The sequence below is a fragment of the Brevundimonas halotolerans genome, from assembly GCF_003730275.1.
Lineage (GTDB): Bacteria > Pseudomonadota > Alphaproteobacteria > Caulobacterales > Caulobacteraceae > Brevundimonas > Brevundimonas halotolerans.
Genome location: NZ_QTTA01000003.1, coordinates 41,936 through 62,848 on the forward strand (window position 1 = coordinate 41,936; position 20,913 = coordinate 62,848).

General features: G+C 67.3%; 18 protein-coding genes. 7 read left to right on the forward strand and 11 right to left on the reverse strand.

What is annotated here, in order from left to right; all coding sequences use genetic code 11:
• Positions 1 to 37 precede the first annotated feature (37 nt).
• The 4 genes from EG854_RS01165 to EG854_RS01180 all read right to left on the reverse strand — a co-directional run bounded on the left by EG854_RS01165 (position 38) and on the right by EG854_RS01180 (position 7,889).
• Entirely contained in the window at positions 38 to 502 is a 465-nt protein-coding gene (locus EG854_RS01165; RefSeq protein ID WP_123285905.1) for a universal stress protein, read from the reverse strand.
• Between the two features lie 21 nt (positions 503 to 523).
• On the reverse strand, positions 524 to 5,443 hold the full coding sequence (locus EG854_RS01170; RefSeq protein ID WP_123285906.1) for an NAD-glutamate dehydrogenase: 4,920 nt from the start codon (positions 5,441 to 5,443) through the stop codon (positions 524 to 526).
• Positions 5,444 to 5,616: 173 nt separating this feature from the next.
• Entirely contained in the window at positions 5,617 to 6,465 is an 849-nt protein-coding gene (locus EG854_RS01175; protein WP_123285907.1) for an outer membrane protein, read from the reverse strand.
• Positions 6,466 to 6,758: 293 nt separating this feature from the next.
• Complete coding sequence (locus EG854_RS01180) at positions 6,759 to 7,889, reverse strand: AI-2E family transporter (protein ID WP_241153074.1); 1,131 nt, start codon at positions 7,887 to 7,889, stop codon at positions 6,759 to 6,761.
• Positions 7,890 to 7,982: 93 nt separating this feature from the next.
• Between EG854_RS01180 and EG854_RS01185 the strand changes: the two genes are divergently transcribed.
• Both EG854_RS01185 and EG854_RS01190 read left to right on the forward strand, forming a co-directional pair.
• The gene (locus EG854_RS01185) at positions 7,983 to 9,557 is read left to right on the forward strand and encodes a helicase HerA-like domain-containing protein (RefSeq protein WP_123285909.1); all 1,575 of its coding nucleotides are present in this window, start codon (positions 7,983 to 7,985) and stop codon (positions 9,555 to 9,557) included.
• Positions 9,557 to 10,015: a hypothetical protein gene (locus tag EG854_RS01190; protein ID WP_123285910.1), complete on the forward strand. Its 459-nt coding sequence runs from the start codon at positions 9,557 to 9,559 to the stop codon at positions 10,013 to 10,015. Before EG854_RS01185 ends, EG854_RS01190 begins: the two co-directional genes overlap by 1 nt.
• On the opposite strand, the gene EG854_RS01195 is transcribed toward EG854_RS01190, so the two are convergent.
• Positions 10,012 to 11,127, reverse strand: a complete 1,116-nt coding sequence (locus EG854_RS01195) for an MltA domain-containing protein (protein ID WP_206423359.1) — start codon at positions 11,125 to 11,127, stop codon at positions 10,012 to 10,014. The two genes, EG854_RS01190 and EG854_RS01195, sit on opposite strands and share 4 nt — an antisense overlap.
• A complete protein-coding gene (timA, locus tag EG854_RS01200; RefSeq protein ID WP_241153075.1) occupies positions 11,124 to 11,759 on the reverse strand; it encodes a TIM44-related membrane protein TimA in 636 nt (211 codons plus the stop codon). Before timA ends, EG854_RS01195 begins: the two co-directional genes overlap by 4 nt.
• Positions 11,760 to 11,977: 218 nt before the next feature.
• On the opposite strand from timA, the gene secB reads away from it, so the two are divergent.
• Positions 11,978 to 12,511, forward strand: a complete 534-nt coding sequence (gene secB, locus EG854_RS01205; protein ID WP_123285912.1) for a protein-export chaperone SecB — start codon at positions 11,978 to 11,980, stop codon at positions 12,509 to 12,511.
• Between the two features lie 19 nt (positions 12,512 to 12,530).
• On the opposite strand, the gene dnaQ is transcribed toward secB, so the two are convergent.
• From dnaQ to EG854_RS01230, 5 genes are read right to left on the reverse strand one after another with little or no spacing between them, the layout of a single operon-like run.
• Entirely contained in the window at positions 12,531 to 13,220 is a 690-nt protein-coding gene (gene dnaQ / locus EG854_RS01210) for a DNA polymerase III subunit epsilon (RefSeq protein WP_123285913.1), read from the reverse strand.
• A gap of 30 nt (positions 13,221 to 13,250) precedes the next feature.
• Positions 13,251 to 13,853 carry a dephospho-CoA kinase gene (gene coaE, locus EG854_RS01215; RefSeq protein WP_123285914.1) on the reverse strand — a complete coding sequence of 201 codons (603 nt, stop codon included), beginning with the start codon at positions 13,851 to 13,853 and terminating at the stop codon, positions 13,251 to 13,253.
• Positions 13,850 to 14,659, reverse strand: a complete 810-nt coding sequence (locus EG854_RS01220; RefSeq protein WP_123285915.1) for a shikimate dehydrogenase family protein — start codon at positions 14,657 to 14,659, stop codon at positions 13,850 to 13,852. Before EG854_RS01220 ends, coaE begins: the two co-directional genes overlap by 4 nt.
• Entirely contained in the window at positions 14,656 to 15,264 is a 609-nt protein-coding gene (locus EG854_RS01225) for a Maf family protein (protein WP_123285916.1), read from the reverse strand. Before EG854_RS01225 ends, EG854_RS01220 begins: the two co-directional genes overlap by 4 nt.
• Positions 15,261 to 16,139 carry a pyruvate, water dikinase regulatory protein gene (locus EG854_RS01230; RefSeq protein WP_123285917.1) on the reverse strand — a complete coding sequence of 293 codons (879 nt, stop codon included), beginning with the start codon at positions 16,137 to 16,139 and terminating at the stop codon, positions 15,261 to 15,263. Before EG854_RS01230 ends, EG854_RS01225 begins: the two co-directional genes overlap by 4 nt.
• Before the next feature lie 550 nt (positions 16,140 to 16,689).
• Here EG854_RS01230 and hemE point away from each other — a divergent pair.
• The 4 genes from hemE (at position 16,690) to rho (ending at position 20,870) form a co-directional block, all read left to right on the forward strand.
• A complete protein-coding gene (hemE, locus tag EG854_RS01235; RefSeq protein WP_123285918.1) occupies positions 16,690 to 17,724 on the forward strand; it encodes a uroporphyrinogen decarboxylase in 1,035 nt (344 codons plus the stop codon).
• Positions 17,721 to 18,785, forward strand: a complete 1,065-nt coding sequence (gene hemH, locus EG854_RS01240) for a ferrochelatase (protein WP_123285919.1) — start codon at positions 17,721 to 17,723, stop codon at positions 18,783 to 18,785. The genes hemE and hemH overlap by 4 nt, the downstream gene beginning before the upstream one ends.
• Positions 18,782 to 19,252 (forward strand): CopD family protein, encoded by a 471-nt coding sequence (locus EG854_RS01245; protein ID WP_123285920.1) that lies wholly within the window; start codon positions 18,782 to 18,784, stop codon positions 19,250 to 19,252. Before hemH ends, EG854_RS01245 begins: the two co-directional genes overlap by 4 nt.
• Positions 19,253 to 19,478: 226 nt before the next feature.
• Entirely contained in the window at positions 19,479 to 20,870 is a 1,392-nt protein-coding gene (rho, locus tag EG854_RS01250) for a transcription termination factor Rho (RefSeq protein ID WP_123285921.1), read from the forward strand.
• The last annotated feature ends 43 nt before the right edge of the window (positions 20,871 to 20,913 follow it).

Consider the following 20,913-nt stretch of genomic DNA (forward strand, 5'->3'; position numbering starts at 1 on the left):
GCGAGACGCCGCGTGTCGAGCGATGGCGCGCCCATTCTTACGCCAGGTCCTCGATTTCGCTGTCGCTCAGTTCACCCGGGACAATGGTCACCGGCAGCTTGCGCCCGCCCAGCGAGCCCTGTTTCAGAATGGCGCTGATCAGGGGCCCCGGCCCCCGGCCCCCGCCGCCCGAGGCCAGGATCAGGATCTTGATGTCCGGATCTTCGTCGACGACCTTGCGCAGGGCGGCCAACGGGTCCCCCTCCTCGATCAGGAACAGCGGAGGGGCGCCCGAGCGATCGGCCGCCTCCTCCCCCAGCCGCATCAGGAGCGCCTCGGCCTCCTCGCGCAGCTGGCGGTCGATCTCGTCGCGGACACCGGACCAGTGGGCATCCGACCCGTGGCCGATGACCCGCAGCAGAGCCACCCGTCCGCCCGTCGAGCGGGCCCGGCGGGCGGCATAGCGCAGCGCCGTCTCGAACTCGGGGCTGTCGTCGACGACCACCAGGAATTTACGCGGCATGATGTCCCTCCCCTTGCGGACCTACGGCTGGCCCTGGCCCGCCGAGGCGGCCACCTCCCGGATCGTGGCATTGGCGATGGTCAGCTTGGCGAAAGTCCAGCCCTGACCCGACTGTTCGATCTCGTCGACCGAGGCCCGCATGGCCTCGACGACCTCCAGCCGGTGACCGATCCAGGCATCGACGGCGGCCTCGGCGGTGGCTTCGCTCCGGCCGACCTTGGGGTCCGACGCGCGGGCGACGGCCCGGGTCAGCACCATCTGCTCGACCATGAAGTCCTGAATCAGGCGACGCACGGCCAGACGGTCGAAATGGTCGGCCGAGGGCACCTGGCCGGCGGCAAACCGCAGCCGGTCGAGATCGAAGGCGGCCCCGACCTGGTGATACAGGCGCGCCATGCACGGCGCCGGCCAGTCGGCCTCTCGCGCCAGATCCCCGACATCGGCCACCGCCACCTGGGACCGCAGCAAGGCGACCTCGCGGGCCATGGCCTCCGGGATTCCCTGGGCGATGAAGCCCCGGACGCGGTCGTCCAGACGACCCTGCTCGAACCGCGACAGGACGTCACCGCCCTCGGACAGCAGGGCGTCGGCGATCGGACGGTAGGTCTCGATCAGACTGTCGACGGTGACCCCCGACAGCGGCGCACGGCGCGACAGCCAGAAGGTCTGGCGTCGGAGAACGGTGGAAATCTCGCGATAAAGGGAGATCTGGGCCGACGAGGACACCTTGAGGTCTAGGGCCGACACCGCATCCCAAGCCTCGTCCAGACGAAAGATGCGGCGGGCTGCGGCGAAGGCCACGACCAGCGGTCCGGCCCCGACCTCGGCGCTGCGCTTGAGGCGCTCGGGGAAGGTGGCCCCCGCCATATTGACGATCTGGTTGCTGAGGACCGTGGCAATGATCTCGCGGCGCAGCCGGTGCGACTGCATTTCGCCTCCAAACCGCCCGAGCGGCTCGGGGAAATACTGGGCCAGGGTGTCCCGGAAGAAGGGATCGTCAGGCGCCGTCGAGGCGACGATTTCGTCGAACAACTCGATCTTCGAATAGGCCGTCAGCACCGCAATCTCGGGACGGGTCAGGGCCTGACCGATGGCCTTCATCTCGGCGATGCGCACATCGTCCGGCAGACCTTCGACCTGCCGGTCCAGACGCCCGCGGGCACCCAGCACCTGCATGAAGCCCTGCTGGGAATCGAGCGCACCCACACCCTCGTCGGCCTGCAGCGTCAGGGCCAGGGTCTGGTCGTAATTGTGGGCCAGCACCTTGAGGCCGACCTCTTCGGTCATCTCGGCCAGAAGGGGGTTGCGGTCAGCGGGCTTCAGCGCGCTCGACATGATCGCCGATCCCAGCAGAATCTTGATGTTGACCTCATGGTCGGAGGTATCGACGCCGGCGGAGTTGTCGATGGCGTCCGTATTGATGCGGCCACCACCCTCGTCCCGGCCCTTGAGGGCAAAAGCGATGCGGGCGGCCTGGGTCAGGCCCAGATTGGCGCCCTCGCCGACCACCTTGACCCGCAGGTCCTCGGCATTAACGCGCAGGGGGTCATTGGTCTTGTCGCCGACCTGGGCATCGGTTTCGTGCACCGATTTCACATAGGTGCCGATGCCGCCCAGATAGAGCAGCTCGGCCGGGGCCTTGAGGATCGCGCGGATCAGGCTTTGCGGGTCCAGCGCCTCATCCTCAATGTCCAGCATGGCACGGACTTCGGGCGTCAGCGGAATGGACTTCTCACTGCGGGAGAAGACCCCGCCGCCCTTTGAAATCTTCTTCGCGTCATAGTCCTGCCAGGACGAGCGGGGCAGGTCGAACAGGCGGCTGCGCTCGGCCCAGCTGGTGGCCGGATCGGGATCGGGGTCGAGGAAGATGTCGCGGTGATCGAAGGCGGCCAGCAGGCGCGTCTGTTTCGACAGCAGCATGCCGTTGCCGAACACATCGCCCGACATGTCGCCCACCCCGACGGCCGTGAAGGGCTCGGTCTGGATATCGCGGCCCATTTCGCGGAAGTGGCGCTTGACGGCCTCCCAGGCTCCGCGCGCGGTAATGCCCATGGCCTTGTGATCATAGCCGACCGACCCACCCGAGGCGAAGGCGTCGTCCAGCCAGAAGCCGTAGTCCGCCGAGACGCCATTGGCGATGTCCGAGAAGGTCGCCGTGCCCTTGTCGGCGGCCACGACCAGATAGGGATCGTCCCCTTCCCAGCGCACGACCCGTTCCGGGGTCACCACCGTGCCGTCGGCGGCGATGGTGTCGGTGATGTCCAGCATGCCCGAGAGGAAGGTCTTGTAGGCGCGGATGGCCTCGGCCTGCTGGGCGTCGCGGTCACCGCCGGCTCGCACGATCTGCGGCAGGTTCTTCGGATAGAAACAGCCCTTGGAGCCGACCGGGACGATGACGGCGTTCTTGACCTGCTGCGCCTTGACCAGACCCAGCACCTCGGTGCGGAAGTCCTCGCGCCGGTCGGACCAGCGCAGGCCGCCCCGGGCGACGGGGCCGAAGCGCAGGTGCACGCCCTCAATGTGCGGCGCCCAGACGAAGATCTCACGGTAGGGCTTGGGCAGCGGCAGGTCTTCCAGCTCACGCGAGGCGATCTTGATCGAGATGTGCGGCTGCGGCTGCCCGTGCTCGTCGCGGATGTAGTAGTTGGTCCGCATGGTGGCCCGAACCAGATTGGTCAGGCGACGCAGGGCGCGGTCATGGTCCAGACTCTTGACCGCCTGTAGCAGCCCATCCAGCCGCGCATTGAGGCCCGAGACCTTGTCGAACCGGCCATCGCCCTCGTCCGCGTCGGGATCGAATTTGAGCCGGAACAGCTCCAGAAGGCCGCGCGCGACCTCGGGATACAGATACAGAGCCTCTTCCTGGACCGCCTGGCTGGGATCCATGCCGGTCTGTTGGCGATAGCGGGCGAGGGTGCGGATCAGGGCGGCCTCGCGCCAGTCGATCCCCAGCTCGATCACCAGCCGGTTCAGTCCGTCGCTTTCCGTCAGGCCCGACCAGACGGCGGCAACCGCAGATTCGAACGGCGCCTTGATGGAGTCGAAGCTCAGCTTCTCGCCGCGCGGGTCCTCCAGCAGAAACTCATGGATATGGATGGGCATGTCGCCCTGGGGTCGGACGGCATGGCCCCACTCCTCAAGCGTCTTGAGCCCCATATCGGCCAGCACCGGAAGGACGTCCGACAGCGGAACAGGATTGCCACGGTGATAGAGCTTGAAGCGGAACTGAAGCGGGCTGTCCTCGGTCGTGCGGAAGGCGCGGACGGCGATCGGCTCACCGCCGTCACGCTCGCCGGTGCCGTTCAGCTGGTCGAACCGTTCAAGATCGATGACCGCTTCGGCTGCTGTATAGCGGTCGCGATAGGCGGTCCCGAAGGCTTCGGTCCAGCGGGTGCTGAGCGGGCCGACGGCGACGTCGTCCACCCCGGCGGCGCGCAGGGCGGCCTCGAACCGCTCGGGCCAGCCCCGCCCGGCCTCGGCCACCTCGGCTTCAAGGGCCACGGGGTCGGGCGTCGGGTGCTCTCCGGGCGTCACGCCGATGATGTAGTGGATGCGCACCAGCGGGGCGTCGGACAGCTGCGGATACCAGGCCGACAGGCGTCCGCCCCAGGCCCGGGCGAGGATCCGGCCGATCCGTTCGCGCAGGGAAGCGTGGAAGCGCTCGCGCGGGATGAAGGCCAGAATCGAGATGAAGCGGTCGAACGGATCAGTCCGGGTGAACAGCCGAATGCGCGGACGGTCATAGAGGTGCAGAATGCCGAGCGCGATCGGCAGCAACTCGTCCTCGGTGATCTGGAACAGCTCGTCGCGGGGGTAATTCTCGAGGATGTTCTTCAGGCGTTTGTGGCTGTGGCCGCTGCCAGCCTTGCCGGCCCGCTTGAGCGCATTCTCGACCTTGCGCCGGACCAGCGGTACCTGGGAGGCCACCCGGTCATAGGCCTCGGCCGTGAACAGGCCGACAAAGCGGGTCTCACCCGACGGACGGCCATCCGTCCCGAACCGTTTGACACCGATATAGTCCATATAGGCCCGGCGGTGGACGCGGGACCGGGCATTGGCCTTGGCCACGGTGACCGGGTCCGACAGATCCAGCTGGCGTTTCATCTGGCGGGTCAGGACGGCAGGCTCATTGGCGCGGCGCAGAACGGTGCGCTCGGGATCGCGCAGAACGCCCAGACCCTCGCCTGACTGGGAAAGCGGTGCCTCGGCCTCATAGCCGCCGTCCGCCGAGCGCGGATAGTCATAGTCGCGCGCGCCGAGGAAGACGAAATGGTCGTCGTTCAGCCAATTCAGGAAGGCCAGGGTCTCGGCCACGACTTCGGGATCGATGCCGGGAGGGTGGGCCTCCAGATGGGCGACGGACTGGGCCATCAGCTCGCGCATGGCGCCATGGTCGGCGGTGGCCGACGCGACGTCCGACAGGGTGGCGGCGAGGCCTTCGCCAAGGCAGTCGCGCCGCTCCTGCGGCAGCGGGTCCATCACAACGATGATGACCGACTCGCGCGACTGTCCGGCGCCGGCCTTGCGCTGTCCGTCAGCGTCGCGCGTGACATCGGCAATCGGGTGGAACATGGCGCGCACGGAGACGCCGGTCTCGGCCAGTTCTCCCATGACGCTGTCGACGAGGAAGGGCCGGTCGTCCTGAACGATCAGGATGCGGTCAAAGGCGGTGGTGCGGCCATCCGCCCCGTGCAGGGGGCCGACCTGGATGCGGGCCGGCTCGCCGGCCTGCCGGACGGCTGCGGTGGTCCAGGCCTCGGCGAGAAGGGCGGCGAGGTCCTCCAGCGCAATCTCGGGTGTCTCGTCGGAGTCGTAGTCTTCCAGCGCCTCGGCCAGAAAGCCCTTGACCAGGGCATCGGCCTTTTCGCCCGCTGCCTTTTCAAACCCCTTGCACAGGATCTCTAGGGAGGGGGCGGTGGAGGACGGGGCGTCGCGGGACATGCGAATAGGGTCTCGATGGCGCGGCTCATCACCGCCTGGATGACCCTGATGACTAGATCGGTGCGCGCCAAAGGGAAAGCCCGGAAACGGCGCGAACGGGACCTCCCTGACACAGCAAAGCCGGGCTCGCCTGCGCGAGCCCGGCCCTTCCGGGATTTAACCGGTGTCCAGCTTTAGAAGCGGACGTTCATACCCAGACGGAAGCCGTGGTAATCAAAGTCGCCGTTGCTGCGGGCGATGTCGGTACCGGCCGTGTTGGGCGGCAGGATGAAGGGGTTGGTCGGCCCGGCCGTACCCGGCCCGGCGCGCACAACGTAATCGCCCGCTTCGAGGCTGGTGTAGAGATACTCTCCGACCAGCGACAGATTGGGGGCCAGCTTCCATTCCATGCCGGCGCCGAACTGATAGCCGTCGGCATCGTCCTCGCTGGTCTGTTCGGTGAAGCTGTTGGCACCATTGGTGGTGAAGAAGCTGTTCTGGATCTTGCCGTAGGCAACGCCGCCAGTGCCGTAGACCAGAACCGGGCCCATGGCGTAGCCGATACGGGCGCGTAGGGCGGCCGTGTGTTCCAGGTCGCGGGTCATGATGTAGGAGGCGGGGGTGGTGCTGAACGAGGTCACGCTGTCGCGGGCGTCCGCTGCAGACACTTCACCCACGGCACCGACGACCCAGTTTCCGAACTGCATGTCATAGCCAATGCGGGCGCCACCCTCGACACCGCCATCGTCCTTCGAACAGCGCGCACCCGGCGTCGAACCGTTGGCCGCGTCGGGGCACGAACCCGGGCTGAAGGCGCTGTTGGTGGTGCCGTTCAGGACGACGGTGTCGTCGAACTCGCCGTCGAAGTCCCGATCGAAGACCAGGCTCTCATTGGCGTCATCCTGGGTTTCCATATAGCCGCCGTAAATGCCGATATAGGGGCCGCTCCAGTCGCTCGGGGCGGATTGCGCCAGGGCGGGGGTGGCCAGACCGGCAGCCAGAATCGCAGCCAGGGCCGCGCCGGTGTGCAGGGAGATTTTCATCCCGTTGTATCCTCTCGTTTAACCGGATGTCCCCACCCGGATGTGATCATGCTTCCCTCCCGGCAGACACAACGGCAGCGAGGCTGGGCTGTTCCCGGCTGTTTGGTGGTCGGGGCGATGTGTGGGACATTGGCAACACAGACGACTAAGGCCGCCGGGTTTTCACCCGACGGCCTCTGTCTGGACGAACCCGGGAGGGGGAGGGGTCGTCCTCGGCGCCGCAGCCGGGGGAGGGGGAGGGAGGCCGCGGCGGTGATGGACAGGTGGTTTCCCCCCGCCCCCCTTTCAAGCCGTCAGTCGTCCGAAACGGAGGCGTCCGCCTGTGGCGCGTTGACGCGGGGTGAAGGGCGTTTGCGCGACAGGGTTTCCTCGCCGTCCGGATAGGGCTCGCCATCGCCCGACATCAGGATGGCGATCCAGCGGCTGCCCTTGAACTCGGCCAGGATGGCCATCATCAGCACCGCCAGCGGCGTCGACAGGAACATGCCGATCACGCCCCACAGCTTGCCCCACAGGGCCAGCGACAGCAGGACCACCACCGGGTCGATGTTCTGATTGTCGCCCTGCATGCGCGGCTGGATCCAGTTGCCGACAATGAACAGCACGGCCTGCAGGCCGATCAACAGGATCAGCGCCGGCCAGTAGCTCTCGAACTGGACAAGGGCGAACATCGGCGGGGCCAGACCCGCGACGGCGCCGCCCAGGATCGGGATGAAGCCCACGACGAAGATGACAAAGGTCCAGAACTCGGCGTTCTGCAGGCCCACAGCCCGCATCAGCACCCAGGCCACGGCGCAGATCATGATGCCGGTGACCGCCTGGACCCAGAGATAGCCCTCGACCCCCGACCGGATACGCTGAAACACGGCGCGGGCCTCGTGCCGGGTTTCGCGCACCGGGAACATGCCGACGATCTTGCGCTGGAAGCCCGCCTGGGCCGCGATCAGAAAGCCGAGATAGACGAGGACGAAAAAAGCGCCGCTGGCGACGTTCTGAACCTGCAGGGCGAAGTCGGCCACATAGCTGCGCAGATCGATGTCGCCGATCAGGTCCATGGCCGTCGGCGGGCTGGCCACTCCGAACAGGCCCGCCACATCATGAATGACCTGGTCGATCCGGGGGCCGAGCCGGGTGGAAACACCGGAAGCCTCGCCGAAGAAGCCCGCCGCCCCGTCCACGATGATGGCGATGGAGGCAAAGAAGCCGAGGATCACCAGCACCAGCGCCGCCACACCGGCCATATGGTCGCTCAACACCGTATTGTCGGCCACGAAGCGCTTGATGCCGTCGATCATGATCAACAGGAAGATGGCCATGGCCAGCGGGGTCAGGATGTCCCGCAGCCAGAACAGGGCCGCACCCCCGGCCACGGCGGCCAGCAGCACCAGCGCATTGCGCGCGACAGCGGAGGTTGGAACGGCCATGGCGGACTTCATGGGCCGGTTGTCCGGCTTCCGGGCGTTCCCGTCAATCGCGGTCTGGTCTATGTCATGTGACAGACATTGCGAGGGCAGGGCATGAGCGCGACGGACGGGCTGTTTCTGGGGTGGACCGAGGACGATGGCGAGGCCCATGCCCGTCACCTGCGGTTTGATCGCGCCAATCGCCACGGGGTCATCGCGGGCGCCACCGGCACCGGCAAGACGGTGACCCTGCAGATTCTGGCGCAAGGGTTTTCCGATGCCGGCGTCCCGGTGTTCTGCGCCGATGTGAAGGGCGACCTGTCGGGCATAGCGGTCGCCGGCACCCCCAGTGAGAAGCTGGTCGCCCGGGCCGAGGGCATGCAGCTGACGCTGACGCCCCGTGCCGCGCCGACCGTCTTCTGGGACCTGTATGGCGAGGCGGGTCATCCGGTCCGCACCACCGTCAGCGAGATCGGCCCCGTGTTGATGGCGCGCATGCTGGGCCTGAACGAGGTGCAGGAGGGCGTGCTGAGCGTGGTCTTCCATGTGGCGGACACCGAGGGCCTGCTGCTGCTGGACCTCGACGACCTGCGCGCCCTGCTGGTCCATGTGGGCGAGAATGCCGAGCGGATCGGGCGCGAGGTCGGCCATGTGGCCCCCGCCTCGATCGCCGCCATCCAGCGGTCGCTGCTGCAGCTGGAACAGGAGGGCGGCAAGGCCTTCTTCGGCGAACCGGCGCTCAGGCTCGAGGATCTGATCCGCACCAGTCTGGACGGGCGGGGACAGGTCAATGTGCTGCACGCGGCCCGGCTGATGAACAGTCCGAGGCTCTATTCCGCCTTCCTGCTGTGGCTGCTGTCAGAGCTGTTCGAGCAGCTGCCCGAGATCGGCGATCCGGAAAAGCCGCGTCTGGTGTTCTTCTTTGACGAGGCCCACCTGCTGTTCGACGACACACCCAAGGCCCTGGTCGACAAGGTGGAACAGGTCGTGCGCCTGATCCGGTCCAAGGGGGTCGGCGTCTATTTCGTCACCCAGAACCCGGCCGACATCCCCGACAGTGTGCTCAGCCAGCTGGGCAACCGCATCCAGCATGCGCTCAGGGCCTATACGCCCTCGGAACAGAAGGGCCTGAGGGCCGCGGCGGGCAGCTTCCGGCCCAATCCGGCGTTCGATACCAGCGAGGCCATTCCGGCGCTGGGCGTGGGTGAGGCCGTGGTCTCGACCCTCGACGAAAAGGGGGCGCCCTCGATGGTGGCCCGCACCAGGATCCGCCCGCCCGACAGTCGGCTGGGCCCCGCGACTGAGCCCGAGCGCGCCGCCGTCATGGCGGCCAGCCCCGTGCGCGGCGTCTATGACACCCCGGTCGACCGGGAGTCCGCCCACGAGATCCTGACCGCCCGTCGGGGTGAGGCGGATGCCGCCGAAGCCGAGGCCAAAGCCGCTGCGGACAAGGCCAAGGCCGATGCGCTGGCGGTGAAGGAGGCGGAAAAGGCTCGCATCGTCCGCGAGAAGGAAGAGACCCGCATCCGCCGCGAGGCCGAACGCGAGGCCCGCGCCCGCGCCCCGGCCCGCCGCTCCACCCGGGAAACCCCGCTGGAGGCCGCGACCAAGTCCGTCCTGCGCACCGCCGGCTCAACCCTGACCCGCGAAATCCTGCGCGGCGTCCTGGGCGGGATGCGGCGGCGGTGATGGAGGATTTCGTCGAACGGCACGCCGTCCTGATCGCCGCCTTCCCCGTTTTGTGGATTGGGGCCATCGTAACGGCATCCGCTGTTTTTCGCAGGCAGCGCGGCAAGCGCATCTTTGCGACGAGTCCCGACAGCTGCATCTTCGAGGAAAATCGCACGTCGGGGCGTGAGCTGGGAGGCATCCGCGCGCTAGGCGTAGCATCCAACGCACTGAAGGTCTGCGTCACCCGGGATACATTGTACGTTATGCCGTGTTTCCCGTTCTCCCTGATGTTCATGCCCGAAATCTGGGGCCTGGATCATGAGATCAAGCTGCGCCGGGTACGGACGATAGAGGAGCGATCGGGGCTGTTCGGCCGTTCCCTGGTTGTGCACCTCGCCGATGACAAACGGATCGAACTTCGACTCCGAGACCCCGACGGCTTCCGGCACGCCATCCAGTCAGCAGGGCGAACCTAGAATCGGGGCACCAGCCGCCACATCCTGAGGGGGTGGCGGACCGCCCCGGCTTCCTGGCCCGCAGCCCCTCCCCGGCCCATATAGAGGTCGGCGCGGACCGGGCCGCGGATGGCCGAGCCGGTGTCGAGTGCCATGACCAGACCGCGATAGCTGGCGCGGGCGCCGATCAGATTGCCGCCGTCGGCCTCGATCCAGACCGGCTCGCCATAGGTCCAGTGGGAGGGATCAACGGCAATGGCGCGACGTGCCGGCAGGGGGATGCCTGCAGCCCCCGCCGGATGGCCGCCGTCGTCGGCATCCATGCGGAAAAAGATGTAGCGGGGATTGAGCGCCATCACCGCCCGCGCCTCGGGCCCCCGGTGGGCGGCCAGCCAGCCCCGGATGGCGTCGCCCGAGGTGCCGTTCGGTGGCAGCAGGCCCTGATCCGCCATGGGCCGGGCGATGCCGACGAAGGGATGGCCATTGTCGGCGGCATAGGCGGCCCGGGCGCGAGATCCGTCGGCAAAGGTCAGATAGCCCGAGCCCTGGATCTGCAGGAAGAACAGGTCCTCGGCCCGCATCCAGCCGAGAATCTCATAGGATGACGCATTGGCCTCGATCGTCGCCCGGTCGTCCAGCCGGTCGCCGCGCTGCCATCCGGCGGGCCGGGCCAGCACCGGGGCGTCATAATCGGCGTCGGGGGCGCGGCGGGCCTCATATTCCGGTGCAAAATAGCTCGTCAGCAGGGCGCGGGACGGCTCCGGGGCAACAGCCTCGACCGCGACGAACCGGCGTTCCAGAAAGGCGCGGGCCTCGCTGGGCGTGGGACGCCTCGCCACAAGGGTCCGCGCCTCGGCACAAATAGCCTGCCAGATCGGGTCGCGGCGGGCGCTGCAGCCCGTCGAATAGGCGATCAGGGCTGTCAGATGGTCTTCCTGATCCCAACCGGGCAAGGCCGCGACCGGCAGGCTTTCCGGTCTGGGAGGGGGCGGCGGATGCGGGAACTCAAACTCGCTGACCGGGGGCACCGGAAGGGGCGGCGCGGACGGCTCGGGCGCGCTGGCACAGGCCGAGACGAGGGCGGCCAGCAGAAGGGCCGCGACCGCACCCGCCCGACCGGCCGTCGCCATCATGCGGTGGCGGGCTCCACCCGGGCCAGCACCCAATTGGGATCGCTGGCGTTCAGCGGGCGCTCGAAGGTCCAGAGTTCGGCGGTGCGGCGCTCCTCGACGCGCGGCTCTGCCTCGACGGCGCTGATGGTCTGCTTCAGTTCCGACAGGAAGCGTACCTTGGCCACGGCCTTGTCGCCCTGGACCGTCGCCAGTTCCAGATCGGCGCGCGGGACGTGGGGAAACTCGACCCGTTCCTGTTCGCCGCGGGCCTCCCGGTCGGCCATGCCGGCCTCAAACGAGGTCATGACGACCGAGGTCAGCAAAGGCTTCAGGGCCTCGCGGTCGCCTTCGGCATAGCCGCGGACGATGGTCTCATGGGCCTGACGGGCCCCGTCGAGGAAGCGGTGGGGGTCAAAGGCGGGATCGCGGGCCTTCAGACCGGCGATAGCCGCAAGGGTCGCGGAATCGAGGGCGGGTCCCGCCGCCGCCTGCCCGGCCTGCGGCGCATCGGCCGCTTCAGGCGCGCCCTTCGGCCGGGCACGGGCATCCTCTTCCGGCTGGCGGCCGACCTTCTTGCCCAGCACATTGTACAGCTGGAACAGCACCACGGCCGCGATCACGGCAAACAGGATGATCTGGAATTGAGGATTCACGTCGGGTCCGGGTCTGGCGCCACCGAAGGTGCGGCGCTTGGCCCTGAGGATTAGGGATTGCCGGGGCCCCATGCAAGGCGGCCCGGCCTCGCGCCCCTGCACCGCTGCCCCCCGGGGGTGCGTGACATTGCCGGCCCGCGCCCGCCATGCTAGTCGCCCCGCCTTCAAGCCGCCGATGCGGCCCGAGCTCTCATCGATCCAGGAAGACCTGTCCGCGCATGACCGATTCCACGCCTCCCGCCCCCAATGGCGACACCCCGAACGGCTCGACCGAAACGCCGGTGCAGCCGGGCCAGCCCGCCCTGCCGGGCTTTCGCATCATGGCCCAGTATGTGCGCGACTTCTCGTTCGAGAACCCGCGCGCGCCGGAGAGCCTGAAGGTCGAGGGTCGCCCCAATATCGATCTCGGCGTCGAGATGAACGCCCAGGGCCGTCAGGACGGCCTGTTCGAGGTGGAGCTGAAGCTGTCGGTCAAGGCCACCAGCGAAGACAAGCCGGTGTTTCAGGTCGAGCTGGTCTATGGCGGCCTGTTCCAGCTGATGAATGTCGCGGAGAAGGACATCGAGCCGCTGCTGCTGATCGAGTGCCCGCGCTATCTGTTCCCCTTCGCGCGCGAGACCATCGCCAAGGCGACGTCGGACGGCGGCTTCTATCCGCCCTTCCTGATGGAGCCGATCGACTTCACCGCCATCTATACCCAGCGTCAGGCCCAGGTCGCGCGCGGCGCCTCGACCCCTCCCGGTCAGGCCTGAGCCCTTCTGAACGGAGCGATCAGGCCTTCAGCCAGAGCGCCTGATCCCCCAGTTCGGCGGCGACAAAGGCCGCATGCGCCTGAACCTCGGCGTCGGTCAGGCGCGGTGCAAGCGGCGTCGACCGGGACCCGTGGCGACGGGGGCCGTCCGGTCCGCCGGTATCATCCGAGTGCGCGACCAGCTCCAGCGAGCGGGCCTTGCCGCCTTTCAGCTCCAGATAGACATCGGACAGCAGGCGGGCATCGATCAGGGCCCCGTGCAGGCTGCGCTCGGTCAGGGAAATCTTGAACCGGCGACACAGGGCATCCAGCGAATTGGCCATGCCGGGAAAGCGCATCTGGGCCATCTGCAGGGTGTCGATCCAGCGTGCCTCCTCGATCAGCAGCTGGCCGCACAGGCCCAGTTCGTGATTGATGAAGGCCCGGTCAAAGCTGGCGTTGTGGGCAATCACCGGCGCATCACCGATGAATTCCAGCAGATCGGCCGCGACCTCGGCGAATTTCGGCGCGTCGCGCAATTTCTCGAGGGTAATGCCGTGGACGGCAATGGCGCCGGCGGGAATGTCGCGCTCGGGATGGATCAGCCGGTGAAAGGTGCGGCCGGTCGGCAGCAGGTCATCGATCTCGATACAGCCGACCTCGATCATCCGGTCGCCCGTCCGGGGATCAAAGCCGGTGGTTTCGGTATCTAGAACGATTTCGCGGGCCATGGCCCTTGATGCCGCGCTTCGCCCCGGGCTTCAATCCGTCGAGGGTGAGGTCAGGCGGTCCATCAACAGGGCAACCTGGTCCCGGGCATGGGGAATGCCCCGGCCGGTATCGATGACGACGTCGGCGCGGACGCGCTTTTCCGCATCCGGCACCTGGCGGGACAGGATCTGGCGGAACCGGGCCTCGGTCATGCCCGGCCGGGACAGGACGCGCCGCCGCTGCTCGGCCTCGGGGGCGCTGACCACCACCACAGCCGTGACCCCGGTCCGGTCGGCCCCGGTCTCGAACCAGAGGGGAATGTCCAGGACCACGACCGTCCGGCCCTCCTCGCGCGCCCGGGCGACAAAAGCCTCCCGGTCGGCCCGCACCAGCGGATGGACGATGGCCTCCAGCGCCGGAAAGCCTTCGGGAGTCTCCTGAAGCCGGGCCGAGAGCCGGGTCCGGTCGACGGCGCCGTCGACGACCACGCCGGGAAAAGCCGCCTCTACGGCATCCACCGCGGCGCCCCCCTTTTGATAGAGTGTGTGAACGGCGGCGTCGGCATCCCAGACGGCGGCCCCGGCTTCCTCGAACAGGCGCGCGGTCGTGCTTTTTCCCATGCCGATCGAGCCCGTCAGTACCAGAACCTTCATGGCTGTTCTCCCAGCACCCGCAGGGCCTCGGCCCGGACATCGACGTCGGGCGGTCGGACGCCGAACAGGGTCGCAAACGACGGCTGCGCCTGGCCGATCAGCATGGCCAGTCCATCAACGACCGTGTGGCCCCGCTCCGCACCGGCCCGCAGAAAGCCGGTCATCAGGGGGCGATAGGTCATGTCCATCAGCACGGCGTCGGGGGCGAGCGTCGTAAGGTCGAGTTCGGGCGGGACGCTCAGCGCATTGACGATGAGGGCGGCGTCAGCTGCCGCGTCACCGAGGGTCAGCCGCGCCGGGCAGTGGGGCTGGACGGCGGCGATGAGGGCCTCAGCGCGGGCAGCCGTCCGGTTCAGAACACGCACTTCGGAAAAGGTTTGGCCCAAGGCATGGACGGCGGCCCGGGCAGCACCTCCCGCACCCAGCACGACGGCGACCCGGCCCATCCCTTCCAAAGCCGTTGCCTGTTCGGTCAGCGCCGCCCTCAAGCCGTAGCCGTCGGTGCTGTCGGCCCGGAGCACCCCGACGTCCTGCCACAGCAGATTGGCCGAGCCACAGGCGCGAGCGGTCTCGCTGACCGTATCCGCCAGCCCAAGCGCGGTTTCCTTATAGGGCGCCGTGACATTGAGCCCACGAAGGGCGCTTTGCCGGACCTGCCCAACCAGGTCGCAGAACTGCGCTTCGGTCTCGGGTCCAAAGGCCGTGTAGTCGGCATCCAGACCGGCGGCCCGGATCCAGGCCCCGTGGATCACCGGACTGAGCGAATGGGCGATCGGCCAGCCCGCGACCCCGGCCCGGATCGTCATCGGTCGATCACGCCATGATCCCGCAGGGCCTCCAGCACCGCCCACAGCGGCAGACCCAGGACGGTGAAATAGTCCCCCTCGATGCGCGCGAACAGTTGGGCCCCGGGCCCTTCCAGCCTGTAGCCCCCGACCACGCCAGTCAGGGCCGCGCCCTCGGCCTCGAGGTATGTGGCCAACCAGGCCTCCGAGAAAGCCCGCACGGTCAGAGCGGCGGTGTCAACGTGGCGCCAGACGACCGCTCCGTCCCGGGCGAGCGCCGCGCCCGAGTGCAGATGGTGGGTCCGTCCCCGGAAGCCCCGGAGACGCGCGGCAATCTCCTTCAGATCGTCTGCCTTGGAGACAATGACCCCGTCGTCCTCCAGAATCTGGTCGCCGCCCAGCACCAGCACCCCGGGGCGCATCCGGCTGACCGCGAGCGCCTTGGCCTCGGCCAGGCGCACCGCCATGTCCGCCGGCCCGAGCTGGGGATTGGCTTGCCGGAGACCCTCCTCGTCCAGCTCTGCCGGCTGGAGATCGACGGACAGGCCCACCCCGGCCATCAGGGCGCGGCGGGCGGCGCTGGCCGACGCAAGCACAAAAGGCTGACGCTGAAATCCGGCGCTCATGCCGGCATGCCGGGCGTGCGGCCCGCCTTGCCCGAGCGGCGCTCGCTCAGCAAATTGACGATGGCCGCGGCGGTCTCCTCGACCGAGCGGCGGGTCACGTCAATGACCGGCCAACCGCGGCGTTCGAAGGCCCGGCGCGCCTTGATCGTCTCATCGCGGACGGCGTCGTGATCGACATAGGCCGAGCTGCGACCGGCATTCAGGCCGTCGAGGCGGTTACGCCGGATCTGCACCAGCCGGTCGGGCGAGACGGTCAGGCCGACCACCAGCGGCCCGTTCAGCTGCGTCAGACGCTCGCCATCCTCCTGACCGGGGACCAACGGCACATTGGCCGCGCGGATGCCCCGATGCGCCAGATAGATGCAGGTCGGGGTCTTGGAGGTCCGGCTGACCCCGCACAGGACGACATCCGCAGCTTCCAGCTGTTCGGTCGTGCCTTGGCCGTCGTCATGGGCCATGGCGAAGTCGAGCGCGCCGATGCGGTTGAAATAGTCGGTATCCAGGGCGTGCTGGGCCCCGACCCGGGTCGACAGCGCGGCGCCGAGATAGTGGGACAGGGCGCCGACGAGCGGATCAAGGGCGCCGATCTGGGGCATGTCCAGCGCGCGGCAGCCATCTTCGAGCTGCAGCCGCAGACCCTTGTCGACCAGGGTGTGCAGAACCACGCCCGGCGCCGCAGAGACTTCCTCGAGCACCCGCTCCATCTGTTTGGGCGAGCGGACCAGGGCATAGATGTGCTCGATCGGGATGACGCCGTCGAACCGGGCGGTGACCGCCTTGGCCATGGCATTCAGGGTCTCCCCGGTCGAATCAGAGACCAGATGGACATGGAAATAGGTGGCCAGCCGGCCGGAGCCTGAACGTGTCGGGGTCATGTCCTGTCATCGTCTGAAGCGGCGCAGGCGTCAAACCCGTTCGACCCTTGCAGGACTCCTGCGGAGCGAATCCGGGATTCCTGTGGACGACGGTCCTTACGAGGCGGGGATCATTTGAGCCGTCATGCGGGCGGAATCCGGGTTATCGGCCAATCGACTCCGCCCCTCTGTATGTATGTGAAGATATGACGACGGTTCGGGGCCAGCTGTCCCCCGGCACCGGGCCGATCGCGGATCGCCTGGGGAAAGGTTAATGAGACGTTAATCCGCAAACAGATCATCCCCTGACGGACGTCGGCGTGCGGGCCCGCGTGTTAAGGTTTGATTAAGGATTATCCCCGGTTTCTACAGGCATGACCGGCGGCCTCGGTCCTGGCCACCCATCCCTGTGAAAAGGTCCTGTTCAGGCGCCGGATTCGGGTCAACTGTCCCCGTCATCCCCGGCCCTACCTGCTATCTTCACCTTCAATATCTCTATCGAGAGAAAGAGAAGCAGAGCGAGGCATTTCGCCCGCTTGAGGTCTTCGTCCACCCGGCCTAAAGCCGCTCCATGACGGATACGCGCTTGCTCAAGGCCCTCAGGGGCGAAGTCACCGACCGGCCCCCGGTCTGGTTCATGCGTCAGGCGGGGCGCTACCTGCCGGAATACCGCGCTCTCAGGGCCCAGGCTCCCGACTTCATCGCCTTTTGCCTGAACCCGGAGATGGCGGCCGAGGCGACGCTTCAGCCGATGCGCCGGTTCGGCTTCGATGCCGCGATTGTCTTTGCCGACATCCTGCTGATCCCGGGTGCTCTGGGTCAGAAGGTCTGGTTCGAGGCGGGGGAAGGTCCACGTCTCGGCGCCCTTCCGGATCTGGCGTCGATGCAGGCGCTGACTGCCGGTGCGGGGGCGGCCCTGTCGCCGGTCGGGGAGACGCTCAGCCGGGTTCGGATAGCACTGGACCCCGAACGCACCCTGATCGGCTTTGCCGGTGCGCCGTGGACCGTTGCCACCTATATGCTGGACGGCGAGACCCGCTCGATCGGCAAGGGCGAGCGCGCCCAGGCGCGAACCTTCTATTACCGCGAGCCGGAGACGGTCCTGGCCCTGCTGGACATTCTGGTTGAGGCCACGGCGCATTATCTGAAGATGCAGGCCGATGCGGGCGCACAGGTGCTCAAGATCTTCGAGAGCTGGGCCGAGGGCCTGCCCGACGATCTGTTCGAGGTTCTGGTGCTCAAGCCCCATCAGAAGCTGGTGGCCCGGGTGCGGGAGCTGGGCGTGACCGTCCCCCTGATCGGTTTCCCGCGTGGATCGGCGGCGTTGGCCGAACGTTATGCCCATGAATGCGATGTTCAGGCTGTGGCGTTGGATACGGCTTGCCCGCTGGTGGTCGGCCAGAGGGTACAGGCGATCAAGCCCATTCAGGGTGCGCTGGACCCGCTGTTGCTGCGGGTGGGCGGCGAAGCGCTGGATCGCCGCGTGGACCAGTTGCTGGAGGCTTGGGGCGAGGGTCCGTGGATCTTCAATCTGGGCCATGGAATCCTGCCCGACGTGCCGATCGCCCATGTCGAGCAGGTGCTCAAAAGGATCGGCGCCCAATGAGCACTCCGCAGGACATTCAGGGCCGCCGGATCGCGGTGGTGTTGTTCAATCTGGGAGGCCCGGACGGCCCGGAGTCCGTAAAGCCCTTCCTGTTCAACCTGTTCAATGACCCGGCCATTATCGGCTTGCCGGGCCTGTTCCGCACAGCGGTGGCCCGGCTGATCTCCAGCCGCCGGGAAAAGAGCGCACAGGCCAACTATGATTATATGGGTGGGGGTTCGCCCCTGCTGCCCGGCACCCGCGCCCAGGTCGAGGCGCTGGAGCAGGCCCTGTCGGAGCGCCTGCCGGCCGATGAGATAAAGGCCTTCATCTGCATGCGCTACTGGCATCCGATGACGGAGGCCGTGGCGGCCGAGGTCGAGGCGTGGGCACCGGACGAGATCGTCCTCCTGCCGCTCTATCCGCAGTTTTCGACCACAACGACTGCCTCATCGCTCAAGCTGTGGCAGGAGACCTATCGCGGCCCCGGCGCCAGCCGCGCCATCTGCTGCTATCCGAGAGCCGAAGGCTGGGTCGAGGCCCAGGCCGGGCTGATCCGCGAGGGTCTGAAGACCGCCGGCGATCCGCCTGTGCGCGTCCTGTTTTCGGCCCACGGCATCCCCGAGTCGCTGGTGACGACCAAGGGCGATCCCTATGCCGAGCAGGTCGAGGCCGGTTGTCGGGCCGTCGCCGAACGGCTGGGGCTGACGGACTGGGGCCTTTGCTATCAGAGCCGGGTCGGGCCGATGAAGTGGCTGGGGCCGTCGACGCCCGAGGCGCTGGAACAGGCGGGCAGGGACGGCGTCGGGGTCGTCTTGGTGCCGATCGCCTTTGTCTCCGAGCATATCGAGACCCTCGTCGAGCTGGATATCGAATACCGGGAGCTTGCCGAGGAACACGGCATCCATCCCTATATCCGGGTGCCGACCGTCAGCGTCACGCCCGCCTTCATCTCCGGACTGGCCGAGGGCGTGATCGCGGCGCTTGATCGATCGGGCACGGCCCCGTTCGGACCGGGCTGTCAGGCCGATTGGAAGGCCTGTCCCTGTCAGGCGGAACAGCGGCAAAGGGCTGCCGCGTGAACCTGTATGATTTCGCTCGGGCCCTGCACATTCTGGCGGTGATCGCCTGGATGGCGGGATTGCTGTTCCTGCCACGCCTCTATGCCTATGACGCGGAACAGGCAGACAAGGCCGAGCCCCTGCGCAGCGAGATGCGCGAGCTTTTGCGTACCTGGCAGCGGCGCCTGCTGAAGATCATCCTCAACCCGGCCATGGCGGCCGCCTGGGTCTTTGGCCTGTGGCTGTTCTGGTTGCGCAGTGGCGGCGGCACGGACTGGAGCTTTGCCCACCAGCCGTGGATGCTGGCCAAGATCGCCGGGATCTTCGCCCTCAGCGGATGGCATGACTATCTGTCCGGAGAGTTCCGCCGGATCCAGGCTGGGACCTCGGCCCGGACCGGGCGGTTCTGGCGGATGACCAATGAAGTCCCCTTCCTGATCGCCATCGTCATGGTGCTGTCCGTGACGCTGGAGTGGGGCACGCGCTGACTCCCGGAAGCCACCGGGCTTGACCCGGTGCGGCGGGCGTGGTTTCCGTGGTCCTGAGCCGTCCTCGCGGGCGGTGCCCTTCTCTTCCTCCTGTGTCCACCGCTGATCGCCCTTATGGGCCGGGCAGACTCCGGAGTTCCCCGACTGGCCCCTAAGGGCCTGACATTTCTAGGCTTTTCGCTCCTGAGCATGGGTTGTTCGGGGGCTCATTCCCGTGCGAGTTCTGATGAGCGACACCTCCGACACCCCCGAGACCGAGCCGACTTCGGTCGAAGAGTCTGCAGCTGACACTCCGGCGACCGAGATCGAGACGTCCGAGGACGATGAGGATGACGGCGAGGCTATCGTCCCGTCCGGTCGGATCACCCTGGCCGAGCTGAACGAAAAGACCCCGGCCGATCTGGTCGCCTTCGCTGAACAGCTCGAGGTCGAGAACGCCTCCAACCTGCGCAAGCAGGACCTGCTGTTCGCCATCCTCAAGGCCCTGGCCGAGGAAGAGGTCGAGATCATCGCCGATGGCGTGCTGGAAATCCTGCCGGACGGCTTTGGCTTCCTGCGCAGTCCGGATGCCAACTATCTGCCCGGGCCCGATGACATCTATGTCTCGCCGTCGCAGATCCGCCGCTTCGGCCTGCGCTCGGGCGACACCATCCACGGGGCCGTGCGTGGCCCGCGTGAGGGCGAGCGCTATTTCGCCCTGCTCAAGGTCGACACGATCAATCTGGAAGACCCGGAGCTGGTCAAGACCAAGGTCCTGTTCGACAACCTGACCCCGCTCTATCCCGAAGAGCGGCTGCACATGGAAATCCAGGATCCGACGCTGAAGGACCGCTCGGGCCGGGTGATCGACATCGTCGCCCCCCTGGGCAAGGGCCAGCGCTGCCTGATCGTCGCCCCGCCGCGGGTCGGCAAGACGGTCATGCTGCAGAACATCGCCAAGTCGATCGAGGCCAACCACCCCGAGGTCTTCCTGATCGTGCTCCTGATCGATGAGCGGCCGGAAGAAGTCACCGACATGCAGCGGACGGTGAAGGGCGAGGTCGTCGCCTCGACCTTTGACGAGCCCGCCACCCGCCACGTGGCCGTGGCTGAAATGGTCATCGAAAAGGCCAAGCGTCTGGTCGAACACAATAAGGATGTGGTGATCCTGCTGGACTCCATCACCCGCCTGGGCCGCGCCTACAACGCGACCGTGCCGTCGTCCGGCAAGGTGCTGACCGGCGGTGTCGACGCCAACGCCCTGCAGCGGCCCAAGCGCTTCTTCGGCGCGGCGCGCAATGTGGAGCAGGGGGGTTCGCTGACCATCATCGCCACGGCCCTGATCGACACCGGCAGCCGCATGGACGAGGTGATCTTCGAAGAGTTCAAGGGCACGGGTAACTCGGAAATCGTTCTGGACCGCAAGGTCGCCGACAAGCGCATCTTCCCGGCCATCGACGTCCTCAAGTCCGGCACCCGCAAGGAAGATCTCATCACGCCCAAGGACCAGCTGGCCAAGACCTATGTGCTGCGGCGTATTCTCAATCCGATGGGTCCGCAGGACGCGATCGAATTCCTGCTCGACAAGCTGCGCCAGTCCAAGAACAACGGCGATTTCTTCCAGTCGATGAACACCTGATATTTGCCCTACCGCTCGCAACGCGGTTGCTCGCTGCTTGAGG